Origin of the sequence: Alteromonas portus (assembly GCF_005117025.1) — a bacterium.
In the GTDB taxonomy this organism is placed as follows: domain Bacteria; phylum Pseudomonadota; class Gammaproteobacteria; order Enterobacterales; family Alteromonadaceae; genus Alteromonas; species Alteromonas portus.
The window spans coordinates 43270-63366 of record NZ_SWCO01000009.1; the positions used below are offsets into that span (position 1 = coordinate 43270).

At 44.9% G+C, this 20097-nt stretch carries 17 protein-coding genes, 1 tRNA gene and 1 pseudogene; 10 read left to right on the forward strand and 9 right to left on the reverse strand.

The annotated features are described in order from the left end of the window. Window positions 1-33: 33 nt before the first annotated feature. The 6 genes from uxuA to mutY all read right to left on the reverse strand — a co-directional run bounded on the left by uxuA (window position 34) and on the right by mutY (window position 5089). Window positions 34-1230: a mannonate dehydratase gene (uxuA, locus tag E5672_RS15670; protein ID WP_136783064.1), complete on the reverse strand. Its 1197-nt coding sequence runs from the start codon at window positions 1228-1230 to the stop codon at window positions 34-36. A gap of 3 nt (window positions 1231-1233) precedes the next feature. After that, window positions 1234-2724 (reverse strand): mannitol dehydrogenase family protein, encoded by a 1491-nt coding sequence (locus E5672_RS15675; protein ID WP_136783065.1) that lies wholly within the window; start codon window positions 2722-2724, stop codon window positions 1234-1236. 244 nt (window positions 2725-2968) lie between these two features. Beyond that, window positions 2969-3145, reverse strand: coding sequence for a DUF2986 domain-containing protein (locus tag E5672_RS15680; protein ID WP_136783066.1), 177 nt, complete (start codon window positions 3143-3145; stop codon window positions 2969-2971). 317 nt (window positions 3146-3462) lie between these two features. Further along, window positions 3463-3538 (reverse strand) — tRNA-Phe (locus E5672_RS15685). A 151-nt stretch (window positions 3539-3689) separates the two neighbouring features. Further along, entirely contained in the window at window positions 3690-3962 is a 273-nt protein-coding gene (locus E5672_RS15690; RefSeq protein WP_014947929.1) for an oxidative damage protection protein, read from the reverse strand. A 59-nt stretch (window positions 3963-4021) separates the two neighbouring features. Further along, on the reverse strand, window positions 4022-5089 hold the full coding sequence (gene mutY / locus E5672_RS15695; RefSeq protein WP_136783067.1) for an A/G-specific adenine glycosylase: 1068 nt from the start codon (window positions 5087-5089) through the stop codon (window positions 4022-4024). 132 nt (window positions 5090-5221) lie between these two features. On the opposite strand from mutY, the gene E5672_RS15700 reads away from it, so the two are divergent. From E5672_RS15700 to arcA, 6 genes are all read left to right on the forward strand, one after another. Continuing rightward, window positions 5222-5926: an alpha/beta fold hydrolase gene (locus E5672_RS15700; RefSeq protein ID WP_136783068.1), complete on the forward strand. Its 705-nt coding sequence runs from the start codon at window positions 5222-5224 to the stop codon at window positions 5924-5926. A gap of 91 nt (window positions 5927-6017) precedes the next feature. Continuing rightward, window positions 6018-6737, forward strand: coding sequence for a tRNA (guanosine(46)-N7)-methyltransferase TrmB (trmB, locus tag E5672_RS15705; RefSeq protein ID WP_136783069.1), 720 nt, complete (start codon window positions 6018-6020; stop codon window positions 6735-6737). Next, window positions 6737-7819: a methyltransferase gene (locus tag E5672_RS15710; RefSeq protein ID WP_136783070.1), complete on the forward strand. Its 1083-nt coding sequence runs from the start codon at window positions 6737-6739 to the stop codon at window positions 7817-7819. The genes trmB and E5672_RS15710 overlap by 1 nt, the downstream gene beginning before the upstream one ends. 145 nt (window positions 7820-7964) lie before the next feature. Further along, window positions 7965-9389 (forward strand): glycogen synthase GlgA, encoded by a 1425-nt coding sequence (gene glgA / locus E5672_RS15715; protein WP_136783071.1) that lies wholly within the window; start codon window positions 7965-7967, stop codon window positions 9387-9389. A 165-nt stretch (window positions 9390-9554) separates the two neighbouring features. Further along, window positions 9555-11201 (forward strand): sensor histidine kinase, encoded by a 1647-nt coding sequence (locus E5672_RS15720; protein ID WP_136783072.1) that lies wholly within the window; start codon window positions 9555-9557, stop codon window positions 11199-11201. Between the two features lie 154 nt (window positions 11202-11355). Then, window positions 11356-12063, forward strand: a complete 708-nt coding sequence (gene arcA, locus E5672_RS15725) for a two-component system response regulator ArcA (RefSeq protein ID WP_014996957.1) — start codon at window positions 11356-11358, stop codon at window positions 12061-12063. Window positions 12064-12287: 224 nt separating this feature from the next. Here arcA and E5672_RS15730 read toward each other — a convergent pair whose 3' ends face one another. Further along, on the reverse strand, window positions 12288-15407 hold the full coding sequence (locus tag E5672_RS15730) for a beta-galactosidase (protein WP_136783073.1): 3120 nt from the start codon (window positions 15405-15407) through the stop codon (window positions 12288-12290). A gap of 104 nt (window positions 15408-15511) precedes the next feature. Between E5672_RS15730 and E5672_RS15735 the strand changes: the two genes are divergently transcribed. Then, window positions 15512-16366 carry an AraC family transcriptional regulator gene (locus E5672_RS15735; RefSeq protein WP_136783074.1) on the forward strand — a complete coding sequence of 285 codons (855 nt, stop codon included), beginning with the start codon at window positions 15512-15514 and terminating at the stop codon, window positions 16364-16366. Here E5672_RS15735 and pmbA read toward each other — a convergent pair. Further along, a complete protein-coding gene (gene pmbA / locus E5672_RS15740) occupies window positions 16363-17694 on the reverse strand; it encodes a metalloprotease PmbA (RefSeq protein ID WP_136783075.1) in 1332 nt (443 codons plus the stop codon). The genes E5672_RS15735 and pmbA overlap by 4 nt on opposite strands. A gap of 72 nt (window positions 17695-17766) precedes the next feature. Here pmbA and yjgA point away from each other — a divergent pair, with 72 nt between their 5' ends. The 3 genes and pseudogenes from yjgA to E5672_RS15755 form a co-directional block, all read left to right on the forward strand. Then, window positions 17767-18324: a ribosome biogenesis factor YjgA gene (yjgA, locus tag E5672_RS15745; RefSeq protein ID WP_136783076.1), complete on the forward strand. Its 558-nt coding sequence runs from the start codon at window positions 17767-17769 to the stop codon at window positions 18322-18324. Between the two features lie 62 nt (window positions 18325-18386). Then, window positions 18387-18815, forward strand: a complete 429-nt coding sequence (locus tag E5672_RS15750) for a hypothetical protein (RefSeq protein ID WP_136783077.1) — start codon at window positions 18387-18389, stop codon at window positions 18813-18815. A gap of 20 nt (window positions 18816-18835) precedes the next feature. Then, window positions 18836-19042, forward strand: a pseudogene (locus E5672_RS15755) (dual-action ribosomal maturation protein DarP); the annotation flags it as partial. A gap of 128 nt (window positions 19043-19170) precedes the next feature. On the opposite strand, the gene E5672_RS15760 reads toward E5672_RS15755, so the two are convergent. Then, window positions 19171-20097: an acyl-CoA thioester hydrolase/BAAT C-terminal domain-containing protein gene (locus tag E5672_RS15760; protein WP_136783078.1), complete on the reverse strand. Its 927-nt coding sequence runs from the start codon at window positions 20095-20097 to the stop codon at window positions 19171-19173.

Genomic DNA, 20097 nt, shown 5'->3' on the forward strand with positions numbered 1-20097 from the left:
CCGCCAAATAACGCTAATTACAGGTGCAAAAAGTTATGCCCGCGCAGCAAGCGCACGTATTACACCGCGAATTTCAGCCAAGCCTTTTAGGCGGCCGATCCCCGAATAACCTGGGTTCACTGTTTTCCCAATGTCGTCCATCATTTGATGACCGTGATCAGGGCGTATGAAAATATCTTGTGACATACCACTTTCAGCACGACGCCGCTCTTCTTTAAGCAGAGCGTCAATGACCGCCACCATATCTACGTCACTATCTAGGTGGCTTGCTTCGTAAAAGCTACGCTGTTCTTTAGGGTCTCGTGTTACACCCCTTAAGTGGGAGAAATGTATGCGTTCACCGAATTGCTGAGCCATTTCAGGAAGGTTATTGTCAGGGCGACTACTATAAGTACCAACGCACAACGTCATTCCGTTAGAGGGACTGGGTTGGGCATCAAATAGAATATTTAAATCATCTGCCGTGCACACAATACGAGGTAGACCTAGCATGTCACGCGGCGGGTCGTCAGGGTGAATAGCGAGCTTGATGCCAGCCGCTTCGGCTCTGGGAAGCACCTTTTCTAAAAAGGAAAACAGGTTCTTGCGCAGTTGGTTGGCGTCAATATCTTTATAGTTTGCGAGCATGGCGCGAAAATCTTCAATGCCGTAGCTATCTGTCATGCGACCTGGTAAACCCGCAATAATGTTATTGGTAAGAGTTGAACGCTCTGCTTCGGTCATCTCTTCAAACACCCGCTTTGCTTCAGCTAACTCTTCTTTGCTGTACTCTTTTTCTGCGTTTTCCCGCTGCAAAATGAACAAATCAAACGCAGCAAACTTGGGTTGGTCAAAGCGCAATGCATAAGCCCCACTTGGCAGGCGATAATTTAAATCGGTACGTGTCCAATCAATCACCGGCATGAAGTTATAGCAAATGGTCTTGATGCCACACTTGGCTAAATTCTCCATGCTCACTATCCAGTTTTCGATATATTTTTCGTGCCCGGGTCTCGCAAGCTTAATGTCTTCATGCACAGGAATACTTTCAACTACCGTCCATTTAAGTGGGCTTTCATTGGGCTCACAGGTCTCGATAAGTGCTTTGTACGCCTTTATATCTTCAAGTTGCCAAACTTCACCTGTAGGAACACTGTGTAATGCACTTACTATATCCGTGGCGCCAGTTTGTCTGATTTCACTGATTGTTACCGGGTCATTAGGACCAAACCATCTCCAAGATTCACGCATATTTTATTTACTACCATTTAAAGACAAAAATTGACTGAGGGCTTTCTCGATACCATGTACGCTAATCGCGTTTACATTCGTGCTTACCTCACGCAAGAAATCACTATTTTGGAAAAAAGAAAATTTAGGCGCGTCAGCTATACAGATCAAAGCCTTGATGTTTTGTAGGTCTGAAGCATTGGGATTATCTGATGTGGATAGTGCTTCAACCCACTTGGTTAAATTATCGGATTGGGGGTCGCTAATTACTTTCCCTTGCACCGCTCGCTCAACAAAGCAAACCCATGAAGCGAGTGCAAACGCCATATAAGGTGCGCTTTTATCGCTTTTTATTGCATCTTCGATGGCGGGGAACCAACGTTGCTGGATTTTTTGAGAACTGTCGCTTGCTACTTGAAGTACCCGATATGGCAAACGCTTGTTCTGAAAACGCTTAAATACCTGTGCAATATAATCTAAGCCGTCTATATCAGCGGGGACATGTGTGACAGGCAATACATCTTTTGTAAGAGCGGCGTTGGCGAATACAGCCATATCTTTACGAGATATAGCTTCATGCACATAATCGTCACCAGCAAGGTAGCCCATAAGCGCGAGCATAGAATGGCTCGAATTGAGGAATCGCAATTTAACCTTTTCATACGGGTGAATGTCTTTAACAAATAGTGCGCCTGCTTTGTCAAAGGGCGGTTTCTTTCCGGCAAAGTTATCTTCAATAACCCATTGTGTAAAAGGCTCGGTAGAGACTGGAGCGGCATCTTTAACACCCAGTTCTTCCGCAACGCTCTGTATTAATGCATCATTCGTTGCTGGCGTCACCCTATCTACCATAGAAGCTGAAAATGCGACGTTCTGCTTAACCCACTCTAAAGCCTCTTTACTATGGTGGTGCAATATTAGCTCTACACCTTGTTTTAAAATCTCACCGCCCCCTTGCATATTGTCGCAACACAACACAGTAAAGGGCTGGCCATGCTGCTTTGCACGAGCAATACACCCTGCAGCAATAAAACCATAAATGGTTTTAGGCGCAGATAAAGACGCGAGATCGGCAGTGATATCAGGATGGGATTTATCAACTTCACCGTTTTTTAAGTAATAGCCTTTTTCAGTAATTGTGGCTGTTACTAAATCGGTTTGGTTACTAGATAAAGCGTTAATGACTTTTGAAGGTGCCTCTGGAGCCACAAGTACATCGCGAAGCGCACCGATAACTTGATAAGAGGTGGTTTCATCTATTTCAGATAAGGTATACAACCAGTCTTGGGGAGCGAGATTATCGCGCATGGTTGCAGAACGCAGGGAAACACCGGTAATACCCCACTCCATATTTCCTTCGTTCAATAGACTTTCACAATAAACCGCTTGATGCGCGCGATGAAAGTTTCCTGCACCAAAATGCACAATACCTGCTTTTACCTGAGATAGAGAATACGTAGGTTTTTTGACGGATGAAGGAAGGTTTCCCACTTCGGTCAAGTTAAGCTGCTTCATGTTCTGCCTTTCGATTACAGTAACCCTGAAACATAAGTGACATACCAATTACACTTACCAATTCAGAATTAAAACAATTTTAAAACCTTATGATTACGAAACAGTATTACCAAATAACATTTTAATAACAAGTAAATTTATACAAAAGTATAGAAAAGAACCTTGGAATTGGACTTACCAATTAAAAGGTGGGCATTTTTGGAATGCTTGATTATGAGGGGAAAAACTTTGTCAGAATTACTTCTTAGTCTTGAAGCTTTGTGTTGTCGGCGGTATCTACAATTTCATTGGTAGCTTGTTCTGCTAACTTTTCTCGTTCAGCTTTAGAGATGTAAGCTGGCTTATTACTTTTATGAAGTTTAGCCTTAGCTTTTTTATCTTTTTTCTTAAGTTTAGTGAAAATTTTCTTACGACGATTCATACCCTGCTCTTAAACTCTTTGCGCATATTGTTCTCATTATACGATGCGAAGCGCTAAAGCTGCCATACGAGTATTCGCAAATATGATTTTGACGCAACGCGCGGCGCCGCCGCAGGGGCACGTCAGCGTGTACCTGGTTCTTAAACCGCCGGAATCAAAAAAGCCCTGCATTCTCATGCAGGGCTCTCTGAATAATGGTGCCTCGACCCGGGATTGTAACGCGCGGTGCAGCCGCAGGGGCACGTCAGCGTGTACCTGGTTCTTCAACCGCCGGAATCAAAAAAGCCCCGCATTTTCATGCAGGGCTCTCTGAATAATGGTGCCTCGACCCGGGATCGAACCAGGGACACGCGGATTTTCAATCCGCTGCTCTACCAACTGAGCTATCGAGGCTGAAACTTGTTAGCGTTCTAGGCGCTTACTGCCTGTCCTGCTGTGGGTGCGTATTAAACGGTTTTCGCCTTCACAAGTCAACCGTTTTTCTCGCTTTTTTTGCGCTTTTATTACTGTTTGCGCATTGTTTGCTCAAAAAACGCTTTTTTGCTTATTTTTCAGGCGGAACATAGCCTTCAATCGTAGGTTCTACGTCGTCAAACAAGTAGGCCGACATTTTTTCTTCTAAAAACTTACGGGCATTCGGCTCCATCATATTTAGCTTATGTTCGTTAATCAGCATGGTTTGTTTCTTTTGCCATTCAGCCCATGCTTCTTTAGAAATGTTGTCGAAAATACGCTTACCCAGTTCACCCGGATAAAGTTGGAAATCTAAGCCGTCTGCTTCTTTTTGAAGCTTGCGACAAAATACCGTTCTTGCCATGTTATTTCCTTTCGTTCGCTATCTACTTAGCAATAAATAATGTGTTGGGCTTAGAACGCCTAACGCATTAACTGCTGAATAATCTTGGTTGTAGGTGCCGCTAAACCAACTTCAATAGGCTCGTTCAACGAAAACCAGCGATATACCGTTTCGGCTACGCGCTTTGTTGGAGCAGAGTTTACCACGGCCACTACCGGGGTGATATCTAAATGAAAATGACTAAAGGTATGGCGGAAACCTTCAAGCTCTCGGGTCTCGTCAACACTGATCCCCCGCTTATTAAGCTGTTCAATACCCTCTTCTATTGAAGACACCTCGATAAAACCATACAAACCGCCCCAAAGGCCTGTTGAGGGACGCTGCTCTAAATACACTTGGCTGTTAAACTGTGCCACCAACATATAGGTGGATTTTTCCGGTAGCGTTTTTTTCGGTTTTTTACCCGGGTAGTCGGTTTGCGCACCTTGAGCGTAGGCAATACAGTCGGCTTGAAGCGGGCACTCGTCACACTTTGGCTTGCTTCGCGTACAGATCATCGCGCCCAAATCCATCATCACCTGGGTATAGTTGGCACATCGTCCGCCTTCTGGATTGGTAGGCGTGTTTTTCTCAGCCACTTCCCAAAGTTGGTTTTCAACTTTTTTCTGTCCCGGCCACCCGCCTATTGCATAGTACCGGGCCAAAACACGCTTCACATTGCCGTCTAAAATAGGAAAGCGCATATTGCGAGACAGCGACAGTATTGCCCCTGACGTTGACCGCCCTATACCGGGCAAATCCATGACTTCTTCTAGAGTATAGGGAAACTCGCCATTGTATTTGTCTACCAACATATTCGCAGCTTTATGGAGGTTTCTGGCTCTTGCGTAGTAGCCTAGCCCCGTCCAATGATGAAGCACGTCGTCTTGAGATGCTTTCGCCAACTCATGTACGGTGGGGAATGACGCCATAAAACGTTCAAAGTAAGGAATAACCGTAGTAACTTGGGTTTGCTGCAGCATAATTTCCGAAACCCATACTTTATAAGGCGTTACGTTTTGCTGCCAAGGCAAATGCTTTCGCCCGTGTTTATCAAACCATGCGAGCACTCGCTCAGAAAAGCCACCGGTATATTGTTGTTCTGTCATAATTGTCTGTATGGGCATTTACTAAATATTCGTTTGTCATTAAAGCGTGGCCGCTTTCTGCATAGCAGACCATTCATTAAAAGGCGCGCTATGGTAGCATGTAACCAGCCAGTTTATTGTTAAGGAGCACACGTGTCTGTGCAGCACCCTGTTTTATTTTTCCCCGGTACGCTTTGCGACGAACGCGTGTTTTTGCCGCTTTGGCGCACCTTGCATATTGCGCAACGTCGCTATGTGCCACTTCAATGGGCTGCATCGCTCGAAGAAATGCTGGCACTAAGTGAAGATCGCATTCTAGATGACGAAAAAGTGCACCTTGTGGGTTACTCCATGGGCGGATTTATAGCGGCGTTAGTGGCACAACGCAATCCCGCCAATATAGCCTCGGTTACGTTAATCGGCTACAACCCAGAAGGCTTATCAAAAGAAGAAATTGCCAAGCGTAAGCAGTTAACCACTATGCTTAAGCAAGGACACTTTAAGCCCGATAACGATGCATACCTTTCACGGTTTATTCACCCTTCACGTTTGAACGATGAAGATATGGCTGGCGTTGTAAAATCAATGGCACAAGATTTAGGCAAAACAACATTGCTTAATCACACGCTAGCCACCACGCCACGAGAAAGTACCGTTAAAGCACTCGCAAAGATCAATGCTCCAGTGACGTTTATCACTGCACAGCAGGATGCAATTGCCCCTGCAGAAGCAATTCAGCAACTTAAAAGCGTGTTGCCTAAAGCAGGGTTCCATACCGTAAGTGATGCTGGGCATATGCTAGTACTTGAGCAAACTGACGCTGTGGCGTCTATTATTGCAAAACAAATTAGCGTATAAAATTACAGCATTTTTACCACGATAGCGTTGCATAAGCCGTGGGTAAGTGGATAATGCGCCACCAGAAAATTGGGTAAGAAAGGCATTGCAAATGAGGCAATTCAAAAGTCAGGCGGAAGCAGAAGCCGCTGGAGTATATGTAAGCAAGGTAAAAAGCTTCGTAAAACGCGAAGGTAGACTTACCAAAGCACAAGAAAAGGCGTTGGAGGATCACTGGCCAACTAAGGGCATTGACTACGCTGACACACCATTATCGCTGTCAGAGATTTTTGGCCGAAGTGCGCCTGTTGTAGTGGAAATTGGCTTTGGTATGGGCAAATCATTGGTTGAAATGGCCGCGAATGCTCCTGAAAAAGATTTTATAGGGATTGAAGTACACCGCCCTGGCGTTGGCGCATGCTTGTCTGATGCTAGCGAACAAGGCGTAGAGAACTTGCGCGTAATGGAACATGACGCGGTAGAAGTGCTTAAGAATATGATCCCAGATGGTTCGTTGTCTCGTCTACAGCTATTTTTCCCTGACCCGTGGCATAAAAAGCGCCACCATAAGCGTCGTATCGTTCAGCCTGAGTTTGTTGAGTTGGTTCGCACCAAATTAGCCATTGGCGGCTGCTTTCATATGGCAACAGACTGGGAACAATACGCTGAACACATGCTAGAGGTCATGACCAACGCCGACGGTTACACCAACACTGCAACTGACGGTAACTATGTGCCTCGTCCGGACTACCGTCCAATCACTAAGTTTGAAACCCGTGGCCAAAAGCTAGGTCATGGCGTTTGGGATTTAATATTCGAGCGTACTAAGTAATGATTCTATCTCCTCAAAGCCAACTGTTAGAACGAAATATCGCGCTTTTCGACGAAGGTCAGTGGGCATTTATCAATCCTTCTGACGCGTATTTTCTGGATGGAATTAAGTCGCAAGACGTTACGGTAATTCACCAGTATTTCGATATTTTTTCAGAGTGCGTGCGCGTAATACCTTCGGTATCCTTCGATAGTCGAGATATTACACGGACAGGTTTTGAGGTAACGCAGAAGGTTGGCAATCATACCCATATTTTTGCGCCTTTCTTAGCGTTAGAAAAATCCCACAGCGACGTGATGATTTTTTTACCTAAAGCAAAAACCCATTTTCAAATGTTACTGCGAATGGCCGCGAGTATGGTTGGCCAAAATGGTCGTATTCACGTTGTCGGCGAAAACAAAGGCGGTATTAAAAGTGCCGCTAAGTTAATGCAGCAATACGGCCCGACGCAAAAAGTTGATTCGGCCCGCCACTGCAGCCTTATTACCGTAATTGTCGAAGAGCCTCACCTTGCCTTTGAACCCGATGCTTGGCTTGATATGAATACTTATCACGTTGAAGGTACCGCATGGCAGGTAGCCTCTATACCTGGTGTGTTCAGCTACAAAGAGCTAGACGCAGGCACCGAGCTTTTACTGGAAAAACTTTCAACATCACTGAGCGGTGAAATTTTGGATTTCGCATGTGGTGCAGGTGTGATAGCTAGTTACATCATGCTCAAATATCCACATTTGAAGCTACACCTTACCGATGTGAGTGCACTTGCCGTTTACTGTAGCGCAATTACCCTTGCAGAAAATGGATTATCAGCAACACTTTACGCTGCCGATGGTTTGCACGGTTTTACTCAAAAAGTACAGCATATTGTTACTAACCCACCGTTTCATACAGGCATTAAAACAGACTACACCATCACTAAGCGCTTTATTTCTGATGCAAAGGCTAGCTTAAGTCGTGGCGGCACTATGCAAATGGTAGCAAACCGATTCTTGCCCTACCCTGGTTTGCTCGCTGAGCACTTCCAAACGGTTTATACCACGGCACAAACATCACAATTTTCTGTTTATCAGGCTGCTTTATAATTAAAAAAGCCATTAGCTTGTGCTAACTTAGCCTTCTACCTGTTGCTTATGCCATTGTGAATACATCACAATGGCACTTGGCGTTTACCGTACACTATATCTACGTATTACGAGTGCACTGCACGTACGCTCTTGGAGATCATCTGTGAATATTGTATTTGCTATTTCAGAAGTTGAAGAGTTGGTAAAAACCGGCGGCCTTGCAGACGTTGGCAAAGCACTCCCGCTTGCCCTAGATAGCATGGGCGAAAGTATCACCATTGTTATGCCTTATTACCAAGTACTTGCAGAGCAATTGAATCTGCCTACGGTAACTGAGCAACAAACGTTGTTTACTGAAAGCCAAGTGTATCACTTTGATATTCGCTACATGCAATGGCATGGCATTCCAGTTTATTTTGTAGATGCGCCCGATTTCTTCATGCGTGAGGGATTATACGCTAATGCTTTTGAAGCCTATGAAGACAATGGTGAACGCTTCAGTTTTTTCAGTGGCGCCGTCCTTCAAACGCTAAAAGCTATTGATAAAAAGCCTGATATTATTCACTGTCATGACTGGCATACGGCTATGCTGCCGTTTTTACTTACCCACGATAAATCTGGCTACTTTGACAGCACAAAAACCATATTCACCATTCACAATGCTGCGTTTCAGGGCGTACACAAGCTAGAAGCTATCCCGTTTCTTCGTCATCACCCTAACATTTTGGCGCAAGTACACGGCGGTTACATCAATATGCTTCAAAGCGGTATTGAGTTCGCGACGAAAGTAACCACTGTAAGTCCAAACTATGCAGGTGAATTACTCACCGACTTAGGTAGTCATGGCCTGCACGAGCGTCTTGTAAACCGTCAAGCCGACTTAAGCGGTATTTTGAACGGCTGCGACTACACACAATGGAACCCCGAGACAGATACATTTCTGCCTGAGAATTACAGTGCTGACAACCTACATCCCAAAACCACCTGTAAGCGGGTGTTACAAGAGAAGTCAGGGCTGCCTGAGAATGGCAATATTCCACTTATTGGAATGGTATGCCGTCTTACCGAACAAAAAGGTTTCGGCTATATACTGCCAATCTTAGATGACCTTATTAAACACAATATTCAAATAGTTATTGTAGGTACAGGCGATCCTAAAGTGTGTATGGATCTTGGTGAATTTGCCCAACAACATCCTAATCAGTTTGCATTCATAAATGGCTTTAGTTCTGAGCATGCCCATTTAGTAGAAGCCGGTGCTGATTTCTTTCTTATGCCTTCTCAATTTGAGCCATGTGGACTCAATCAAATGTACAGTTTGGCCTACGGTACCATACCAATCGTCCGCTCTGTAGGAGGGCTCAAAGACACGGTCATTGACTACAGCAACGACAACGATGGCACTGGGTTTGTGTTTGATGAGCCTACACCACACGCGTTATTGTCGTGTATTAGGCGAGCACTGTTGGCTTTTTACGAGGATACGGGCAAGTTCAGAACAATGCAGCTTCGGGGAATGCGAACTCGCTTTACCTGGGAAGCAGCTGCGAAAAGCTATCAGCAGTTGTATTTATCAGCGGTTAATTAGGCTGCATTTTTTGTTCTGTTTTACAGCGACATATACGCTTAAGGACGAATTTTTATAACAGGTGCGATTTACATTAATTATTGTTTATAAGCATCTTTCTTTTTGCACATTTTTGCGCCACTATTAAAAAACGGACGAGGTAAATGGACGAAACATTAGGCGGGTATGACGGATAAGGCAGTTAAGCTTTCTATTAAAAGCCTCTTTCTCTGGGTGGTAATGTCTATTGCTACCTTTTCACTTGCTGTCTTATCAACCCTTGCTGTCTATACGCAAATAAAAACCTATCGCCATGAGCTTGAGTCCAACGCTCTGATGCTCGCCAAACTGGTTGCCAGAAGTTCCGCCACCTACCTTTACGATGAAACGCCTGAACGTATTGAAGTGGCATTGAGTAACCTTATTGCCGCTGAGCATGTACTTAATGCCCATGTTTACAAAGCGAAAAGTGCAACGGCAGAGCCTGAGATTTTTGCCTCGTATAACAAGGAAGGGCAACTATTGTTAGGTGGCAAAGAAAGTCAGTTATCTTCTATGGTTCTGAATCCGCTATTAGCAGATAACGGGCATTACCTTGAACTCAGTGCCAAAGTATTCGATACAGAAACCAACATTCAGTTAGGTTGGGTGTATTTAAGGGTTTCTTCAGAAAACTTTAACCAATTGGTAGGAAAGTCAATTTGGCTTAATTTAGCAGTAGCCTTAGCGCTACTACTTATAAGCTTTTATTCCGCTGTAAGAATGCAGCGCGTTGTGACTGGCCCGGTAGAGGGCATAGCTAGTTTTTTACAGCGCACATCGCGACAACGTGATTATTCAGCCCGCGCCAATGGCTCTAGCATTAAAGAGCTTGATATTTTAGCTGACGCCGTCAATGTAATGTTGCTTCGCATGCAAGAGTATATGCAAAAGCAACGGCAGGCTGAAGAACAACATAGAAAGCTGAATGCCAGCCTTGAGGATATGGTAAGTCACCGCACTACCGCCCTTAAGGACGCAAACCAAGAGCTAATTCAAACGCTAGAAAAGCTGCATCAGTTTCAGCGACAAATTGTTCAGAATGAAAAGATGGCTTCACTTGGTGATATGGTTGCGGGCGTTGCTCATGAGGTAAACACCCCTATAGGTTTGGGCGTGACTGCATCGACAATGATGTTAGACCGATTGGCTGTTATTCAAAAAGACTTTGAAAATAAAACACTGAAAGCCAGTGCAATGAAGCGCTTCTTAGATGAAAGCAACGAAAACCTCAACATTATTTACCGTAACCTGAACAGAGCGGCCGAGCTTATAAGCAGTTTTAAGCAGGTAGCTGTCGATCAAACCTCAGAATCTAGTCGAAGTTTTTGCGTTGTACAGCTAGTTAATGAGATACTATTGTCATTACAGCCTCGACTCAAAAAATTAAAGCACAACATCAACGTAGATTGCGACCCTACCCTTAGCGTTGAAACGAAGGCTGGACCAATAAATCAAATCTTGATTAATTTGATCATGAATTCGGTTATTCATGGGTTTGAATCCATGGATGAAGGCACAATTGATATTCGTGCCGAAATAGTGAGTAGCAATAAACTCAAGCTTGTTTATACCGATAACGGAAAAGGTATTTCGCCGGAAATTCGCAAACGGATATTCGACCCCTTCGTTACCACAAAACGTGGGCAAGGCGGTTCTGGATTAGGAATGCATTTGGTATACAACTTAGTAACGCAAGCCCTCAATGGTTCAATATCGATTACCAGTGAGGAAGGCAATGGCGTAGAATTTGTAATTATCTTCCCCGTTGTTAATGCGAAAACATCAGAATAGTTGTATAAAGTATGAACTTTTCTTGATTTTTATTGGCTAACCCCAATACCTTAACAGTAAGAATATTCACAAGTTGCTTGCAATCAAGTACATGAATATTAAAATTTAACCAGTTAGTTGCTTAAATCGTATTTTAGAAAGAGTGTAGAACACCATGCAGACGCCAAATGTGTTAATTGTTGAAGATGAGGTGGTAACCCGTACCACGCTTAAGAGTTTATTTGAAGCGGAAGGGTATAATGTGTTTGAGGCCGAGAACGGTGATCAAATGCATGATTTCTTCGAGAATCACGCTATCAATTTGGTTATCATGGACATTAACCTACCGGGTAAAAACGGCCTTATTTTGGCACGTGAAGTTCGTGACCGTAAAAACGTTGGTCTTATATTCCTAACGGGTCGTGATAACGATGTTGACCGTATCCTAGGTCTTGAGATTGGTGCAGACGATTATCTTACTAAGCCGTTCAACCCTCGTGAATTGACTATCCGCGCGCGCAACTTACTATCTCGTACTACAAACTCTTCAGAAGATGACGATTTGCCAAGCCGTGTAAGCTTCAACGGCTGGACGCTTGACGGTGATAGCCGTTCATTGATTTCGCCTAACGGTAAAGAGTTCCGTCTACCACGCAGTGAATTCCGTGCACTTCACCTTTTCCTAAGCAACCCAGGTAAAATCCTTACCCGTGAACAGCTGATTATGGAAATGACGGGGCGTGAACTTCGTCCGAACGACCGTACGGTTGACGTAACTATCCGTCGTATTCGTAAGCACTTCGAGTCAGATCCAACAGACGAAGAATTGATTGTAACCATTCACGGTGAAGGTTACCGTTTCTGCGGTCAGGTTGACGGCTAAGCCGCTACCTGAACAAACGTTGAATTAAACAAAAGCCGCTTTATAAAGCGGCTTTTTTGTATTTTTATTTGTATCTAGAGCTTACGTATTTGCTGATTTGCAAAGGCGCTTCAAAGCAAGATGTAAAAATAAGTACATGCTTACTATCCGCGGCATAACAAAGTTATACCGCGGTATATCAAAGTAAATACGTGATGATTGAACACTTTCCTTCGAACTTGATGTTATTTGGCTATCGCCTTAAAACAAACCGAATAGCGGTAGTACTTTTCTTCCAATAAGAACGCTTTGTGTGTGCTTGGGCTCCACGAATCATCGCCGCCCACGCCCATATGGGCATGATCTATATACACAAATACACAATCTTGAGGTATTAAATCACAGGTGTGTTTTGCCTCATCTAACTGCGCTTGCCCATATTCACTTACACTGAAGTGGAACTGCCCGCTTGCAGTTACGCTGCCAAGAGCCAACGTTTTACAGTCACTTCGCAAACCATTGTCTGTAGGAAATATGTAGCGCGTTTGCGTATCGCCAATAGGTAACGTGTAGTGACCATAGCGCGCCGCCGCTTTTCTATCTGGATAGTTCTCAAATGGTCCCAGCCCTTGCCAGGTTACTGGCATATTCTCCTGCAATAGAGGCACTGCTATTTGCATACCAATACGCGGCATAGGCGGTAAACCATCATCTAATAGCACCTCTACCTCCACCGAGAGCTCGGCCTGCGCGTTAACGGCATAGATCCACTTAGTTGCCGCCACCAGCTTATCGGCATGGTGATATTTAAATAACGATGTTATGCGCACGTCTTGCGCGCCCTGCTCAACGTTTACGCCTGTACAAGTGCGTGTCCATTTGCCAATTCCAGCACGACGCCAGCGAGACTCCCACGCATTAGGATCGGGATTATCAACTTCGCTTACCCCAATGTCGTTATCTAGCGGCGCTCTGAAGAAATTATCTTCTAACGGCGCGCTAAGTGCCTCCTCTGCGTCTTGAAGCCACGAGGTTAATAGCCCGCTTTCACTATTAAAGCTAAATACGTTGTTTAACGCACGTACCAGCAGCATTCCGTCTTGAGCTTCAATTGATAACTCACTAGTGCTGTTAGCTATGTCGTTATCAGTAAAAGAAAACGACACTATTCCACGCTTATTGACCAGCGCTAACTGAGCGGTGTCCATAACATGCCCCGCATTAGCCCACGGGCAATCATTCGCCAGCACCACGTCAATATTTAAGTGGTAATCAGCGCCAGCTTTAAAGGTAATATTTGGCGTAAGACTTAGCGTTTGTGTTTGTTGCGGCGCTATATCGATTTCGCATTCGCCCGTTGCTTCAGCAATTGGTTTTCCGTTTTCTAGTACTTGCCAACGCAACAACTCATTGTCTGTGCGTCTAAACAGGTAATCACTACTTACTGTAAGCTCAAACTTGTTGTCTTTTTCAACCAGCGAAAAGCTTAAATGCTGCTGACAATATTTTGCTTCAAACAAGTGAGGGTGTGGCGTTCTGTCTGGGAACAGCAATCCATTAATACAGAACTGACGATCGTTATCGATATCACCAAAGTCGCCACCGTAAGCCCAGTAAGCTTCACCACTGTCAGTGTACTTAGTTAACCCTTGGTCAACCCAGTCCCAGATAAAGCCGCCTTGAAGACGCGGATACTCTTTAAATGCTTTCCAATATTCATCAAAGCTGCCCAAACTGTTACCCATAGCATGGGCGTACTCGCATAAAATAACGGGGCGGTTTTCACCCGGCATCGACAACCACTTTTTAATGGCCCATTTAGGTACAGCATCGTCCTTAACGTCGGTATCAACTCTTGCGTACATGGGCGCAATAATGTCGGTGGCCGTAGTATCAGCACCACCACCTTCATATTGCACAGGTCGTGATGAGTCAAATGACTTCGCCCAGCCATACATGGCGTCGTGGGTAGGCCCATGACCACACTCGTTACCTAACGACCAGATGATAATACAAGGGTGGTTTTTGTCTCGCTCGACCATTTGGGTGAAGCGCGCCATGTAAGCACCGGCCCAAAGTGGGTCGCGAGAAAGTCTTCCCATTGGGAACATACCATGGGTTTCGATATTCGCTTCATCTACCACATAAAGCCCATATTCGTCACAAAGCTCATACCAGCGAGGGTGGTTGGGGTAATGTGCAGTACGTACAGCATTGAAGTTGTTTTGCTTTAATAGCTTAATGTCTTCAAGCATGTCATCTTCGTTGATCGCATGACCTTTTAACTGATGATGCTCATGTCGGTTTACCCCGCGAATAAGCACGGCTTTACCATTAACCAATAGCTGGCCGTTTTTCATTTCAACGTTTCTAAAACCAACATTGTAGGCCTCAACATCGACGGCGTTGCCATGATCATCAATAAGCGACACCACAATGCGGTACAACTTAGGGGTTTCAGCAGTCCAGTGTTTGGGCTCTTTCACATTAAGCATTTGAAAAACCACATCATCCCAACCGCCCTTTTCATCAATACGCTTATTGTTAGTGCCGGTAATGGCTTGCTCGGTGACAGCGTTATCGCCATCAAAAAGCTGGATACCTACTTTAAATGTAGACGGCGCATTGATAGCTGTACGAACTGAAACCGTCGCGTCGCGGTAGCATGCGTCAAGGCTTGGCGTAACGAACACGTCCTGAATGTGATGTTGAGGTTTAGTGACTAAATTCACGTCGCGAAAGATACCGCTTAACCACCACATGTCCTGATCTTCTAAGTAGCTGCCGTCTGACCATCGGATCACCATAGCGGCTAGGCGATTCTCGCCTTCTACCAAGTAGCCAGACAAATCGAATTCGGCCGGTAGTCGACTGTCTTGGGAATAACCTACGTACTCACCGTTGCACCACAAGTGAAACGCGCTATTTACCCCTTCAAAGACGATATGATTGCGCTGTTTTAACTCATCCTTGGTAACGTTAAACGTAGTGCGATAGCAACCCGTTGGATTTTCGCTAGGAACCACAGGAGGGTTCACCGCGAAGGGATATTTCACGTTACAGTAAATCGGTTTGTCGTGACCTTGCAGCTGCCAGTTAGAAGGTACGGTAATGGGTTGCCAATTAGCAGACTCGTCATCACTTAATGTTTTAGAAAGCAGGCTTTCAGGTACGTTTGCTGGTGCTTCAAATAAACGGAAATCCCACTCGCCGTTTAAACTACGCTTTTGCGCGTTGGTATTCTGCAATGCGTCTTTTAGCGTTTTATATCCGTGATGTGGACTGTGGGCATTGATACGATTCCTCTGAAATACAACTGGGTTTTGCCAATCGTTTTGAGCCACTACTTGCGCAACATTAAGCATGTCATATCCTTTACTTTTTGGTTAAGCGCAATATAGCTAACTTTCATTAAATCCTTTATGCTCTAATCTTTCATGAATTTATCCAAAATTATCATTTTACAATTATGCAACTAAGCTTCAGAGACATTGTAGACATAGGCCCCAAGTGCTTTGAACGCTTTATTGATAGCAGTAACGCGCCAGAAATCAGTGACCTAGAGATTGAACTAGCAGGATGCTCTAACTTATCAGGCAACTATATCGTAGGTCGCGTTTCGCCCCCTAACCATACCTTGTTTTACAGCATTCACGGACAAGGAAAGTTTCGCGTCCCGTCAGGCGAGATGCAGTTAAATGAAGGGCAACTTATTATTTTACCTGCCGGGCAAAGTTTCGAAGTCACAATAGTCAGTGACCAATGGGACATTATTTGGGTAAACCTGGCAGATTCCGAGCGCTGGAAATCATTCAGTAAAAGTGAGGCTGTGGTGTTAGATAATGCCAAGCTAGAGGGCTTACATCACGCTATGGAGCTGCTTTATTTAGAGCGCGATGTGGATAGTCGAGGGGCGGCAATGCAGCTCGTGTCTAGATATCTGTATCGTATTATTGATGCCCCTTTGAGTAACGAGCCTTGTCACGATGAGAAAGAGCGACGCCAAGTAAACAGGCTACACGGCCTTTTTTCTGCGGTTGAAAAACAGCTTCAGTTTGATTGGGATATGAAAAGTTTAAGTGAGAAAGCGCATTATTCTGCCCCTCACCTTCACCGGCTGTGTTTGCAAGTGTTTGGACGAAGCCCCAAGCAGCACGTTATCCATTTGCGTATGACACGAGCCAAAAGCTTATTACTAAGCACACAGTGGCCCGTATCTTATATCGCCAGTTATGTGGGTTACGCAAATGTCTTTACGTTCTCGAAACGCTTTAAGAAGTCCACCGGGCTGTCTCCTTCAGCGTTTCGAGAAAGCGAGGGCTAACTGCCCGCTATTTTCATTTGGTCAATAAGTACAGAGCCGGTCTGTACACTACCACGCACATCTTTTTCAGCGCCAATTGCCACAATGCCTTTAAACATATCTTTAAGGTTACCTGCAATCGTTACCTCGTGAACTGGATATTGGATAATGCCATTCTCAACCCAGTATCCCGCTGCGCCGCGTGAGTAGTCACCTGTAACACCGTTAACGCCCTGCCCCATCAGTTCGGTTACAAACAAACCTGTGCCCATTTCTTTAAGCAACTCGGCGTCGCTATGGCCAGTATCGCCTACAAGCCAGTTATGAATACCACCAGCGTGGCCATTCGAGCGGGTGTTTAGTTTGCGCGACGAGTAAGTGGTATAAAGATATGTAGCCAATTTACCCGCATCTACAATGGTCATGTCAGAGCATGCCACGCCTTCGTTATCGAAGCTTGAGCTTGCTAAGCCGCCTTTAATGAACGGACGTTCTTCAATGTTAAGCCATTCAGGAAAAACTTGTTTACCCAAGCTATCTAGCAAGAAACTAGAGCGACGGTAAAGGCTACCACCGCTAATGGCCCCTACATAATGGCCAAACAAGCTAGATGCGATGTCGCGGTGTAAAAGCACAGGCACGTTGGCCGTGTTAATTTTACGGGCGCCTAAACGGTCTACGGTAGCTTTCGCGGCTTCAATACCAACAGCACTGGCTGATTGCAGCAAAGAAGCTTTACGACTTACCGTGTAAGCGTAATCGCGCTGCATGTCGTCATCTTGTGCGCCAATAACCATACAGCTTAATGAATAACGGCTGCTAGGATAACCAGCATTAATACCATGAGTATTGCCGTACACGCGCATACCTAAATTTGCGTTGTACGACGCGCCATCTGAATTAGTAATGCGCGAGTCGTAATTCATTGCCGCCGTTTCGGCTTCAATAGCAGTTTTAATGGCCTTTTCAGTATCTAACTCTTCAGGGTGATACAGGTCTAAATCAGGAAATTCTGTGGCGATAAGGTCGGCATCGGCCAAACCTGTACAAGGATCTTCACTGGTATAGCGTGCAATATCGACGGCTTTTTCTACCGCGAGTGTTAGCGCTGCTTTGCTCAGATCAGCAGTAGAAGCACTGCCTTTTCGCTTGCCTACGTATACGCTTATACCTAAGCCGCCGTCGTTGGTAAATTCAACGTTTTCAACTTCTTGCATACGTGAAGAAACGGCGATGCCCTGCACTTTAGACATGCTGGCTTCGGCTTGTGTTGCGCCTTTAGAAAGGGCTAATTTCAGTACATCATCTACGACATTTTGAATGTCGGCTAACTGCTGCTCAATTTGCATAGTAAGTTTCGCTGTCTTAATTCGACTGTGATAGTTACAATTTAGCTAAAGTGTAACACTAATGAGTTTGAAATGAGTGATCAGAAATACAATTCTCCTGAAGATCCTTACTTCGAAGATGCGCAAGCAGATGAGTTCGAAGAGGAAGAATTAATCAGTAAAACTGAGCTAAAGCGTCAAGCTAAAGAACTTCACAAGCTAGGTGAAACCTTGGTTAACTTAACCGATGCTCACATAGCCACGATCCCTATGGATGAAGAGCTAGCTGATGCGGTGGCTATTGCCCGCAAAGTGAATAAGAAAAAAGACGGTTACCGCCGCCAACTTCAGTTTATCGGCAAGGTATTGCGACAGCGAGACACCGCGCCTCTTGAAGAAGCGTTGGCTAAAATTACCCATCAGCATCAGGCGAGCAATGCTGCCTTCCACGCACTAGAGAAAGCTCGTGAAGCCGTAATTGAACAGGGCGACCCCGCTATTCAAAAACTGATTGAAGCGCACCCTGAACTTGACCGCCAAAAGCTGCGTCAATTTCACCGCCAAATTAAGAAAGAGCGTGAAAAGAATGCGCCACCTAAAGCATTCAGAGAGCTGTTTCAGTATTTGAAAGACGTTATTCATGAGGACTAACGGTCTACAATTACACTAATATCTACAGCAGAGTATCCTTCACCAGCCAAAGGGGAGATAGTGTGAAAATATTTTCTAACCCTAACGCAACACTGAAAAGCAAGTACGGTCAGTATCAAATTGCAGTGCTTGGTAACATTGTTGGTGTGTCGGCTGAAGGTATTGCTGATGCTTCAGCCATTGAACGCTATGCGCGGGATATGATGGATGTGATTAATAGCTTTGGTGGGGATCGCTGGGCATTTTTAGGTTTTTTGCATGGTTCGGCTCTTCTTACTAAAGCAGGTGAGACAGAACTGCAGCGTTCAATAGAATGGCGTGCTAAGCATGGAATGGCGCTTGGCGCGCTAGTTATCGGCGATACCACGGTGCAGCCTATTGTAAGGACGCAATTTCAGAGAATTTACGACAATGCAGGCCTTGAGCTAGGTATCTTCACTAACGAGGAGGATGCTATTGAGTGGCTTAATGAAAAAGGATTTGAAAGTTAGCCACGACTCATACCTGTTCGCATACAAAACTAGAAAAAGCCCATGAAGCCGCAATCGAACAGGGTGACCCCGCTATTCAAAAGCTGATTGAAGCGCACCCTGAACTTGACAGCCAAAAGCTGCGTCAATTTCACCGCCAAATTAAGAAAGAGCGTGAAAAGAATGCGCCGCCTAAAGCTTTCAGAGAGCTGTTTCAATGCTTAAAAGACGCCATGCTAGATGATTAAAAAGGCGCGTTCTCTGCAATGAATACACATGGCTTCCAAGAGGTGGAAGCCAGCTGTTGTGGCTTATCTTGCGAAGTACAAGCAGGAAGTCTAAACAATACCTAATTCAAAGCAACGTTAAGATGCTTCTACGCTTTTTTCTCGTTGGTTTCACTTTGGCAAGTAGTCTTAAAATGTCTATTTAAGAAGGCTATTGCACGATCGTGGTAGTCGCTTTGAGGCGTAAAATGATTACCGCCAGGTGCCACAATATGTTCGTACGGGTAAGCAAATTTGTTTTCCTCAAGCCGCTTTATAACTCTGTCCGACATTTCTGTAGACGGCCAAACATGATCGTTTTCACCAGATACTAGCAACACTGCCCCCTTTATATTCTCAACGCGAATCGCTGCATTTGCTGCTTCCTGCGCGCCTTGCTCAAGAGCAATGTTATGTGCCTCGCGAAAATTTCCGGTAAGCATTTTAGGAATAGCGCCATTTGGTATCTGAACAAAGGGGATGTCACGACCATTGTGCTGAAACGAAGCGGTAGACGCTCCTGTCCTAAAAGAGGGGCTTGCAAAAGAAACATGGCTCCCTGCGAACGCAACAGCACCGTCGATGTCAGGATATAATGATGCAAGCAGCAAAGCCAACTCAGCCCCCTTAGAGCCTCCCATTACGGCAACACACTGAGAGTCAATAAACGGCAATTGCTGGGCCTCTATTACTTTCTCGTAAATTGCATCTAGCGATATACGATCAAGTTCTTCAGGTAAACCTGGCATCTTGAAATACCCTACCGCGAGAACAGCGTAGCCCGCGTCTAAATACAGGTTTCGTTCAGATACATTAGATGGCTTTGTCATGCTGTTGCCACCTTCGCTGCCGCCAAAATAAACAAGCAGGGGGCGCGTTTGTGACTCATCTGTGAAAAGCTCTGTGTCTACACTGCCATAATTTACAATAGGTTTTGTGCTATCAAAAGAAAGTTGGATAAAGAGAACATATCCAACAACAGAGAATACTAGTAGCAGTGCTGCGAAACTAAGCCATTTTAATAGGCGGATAATCAC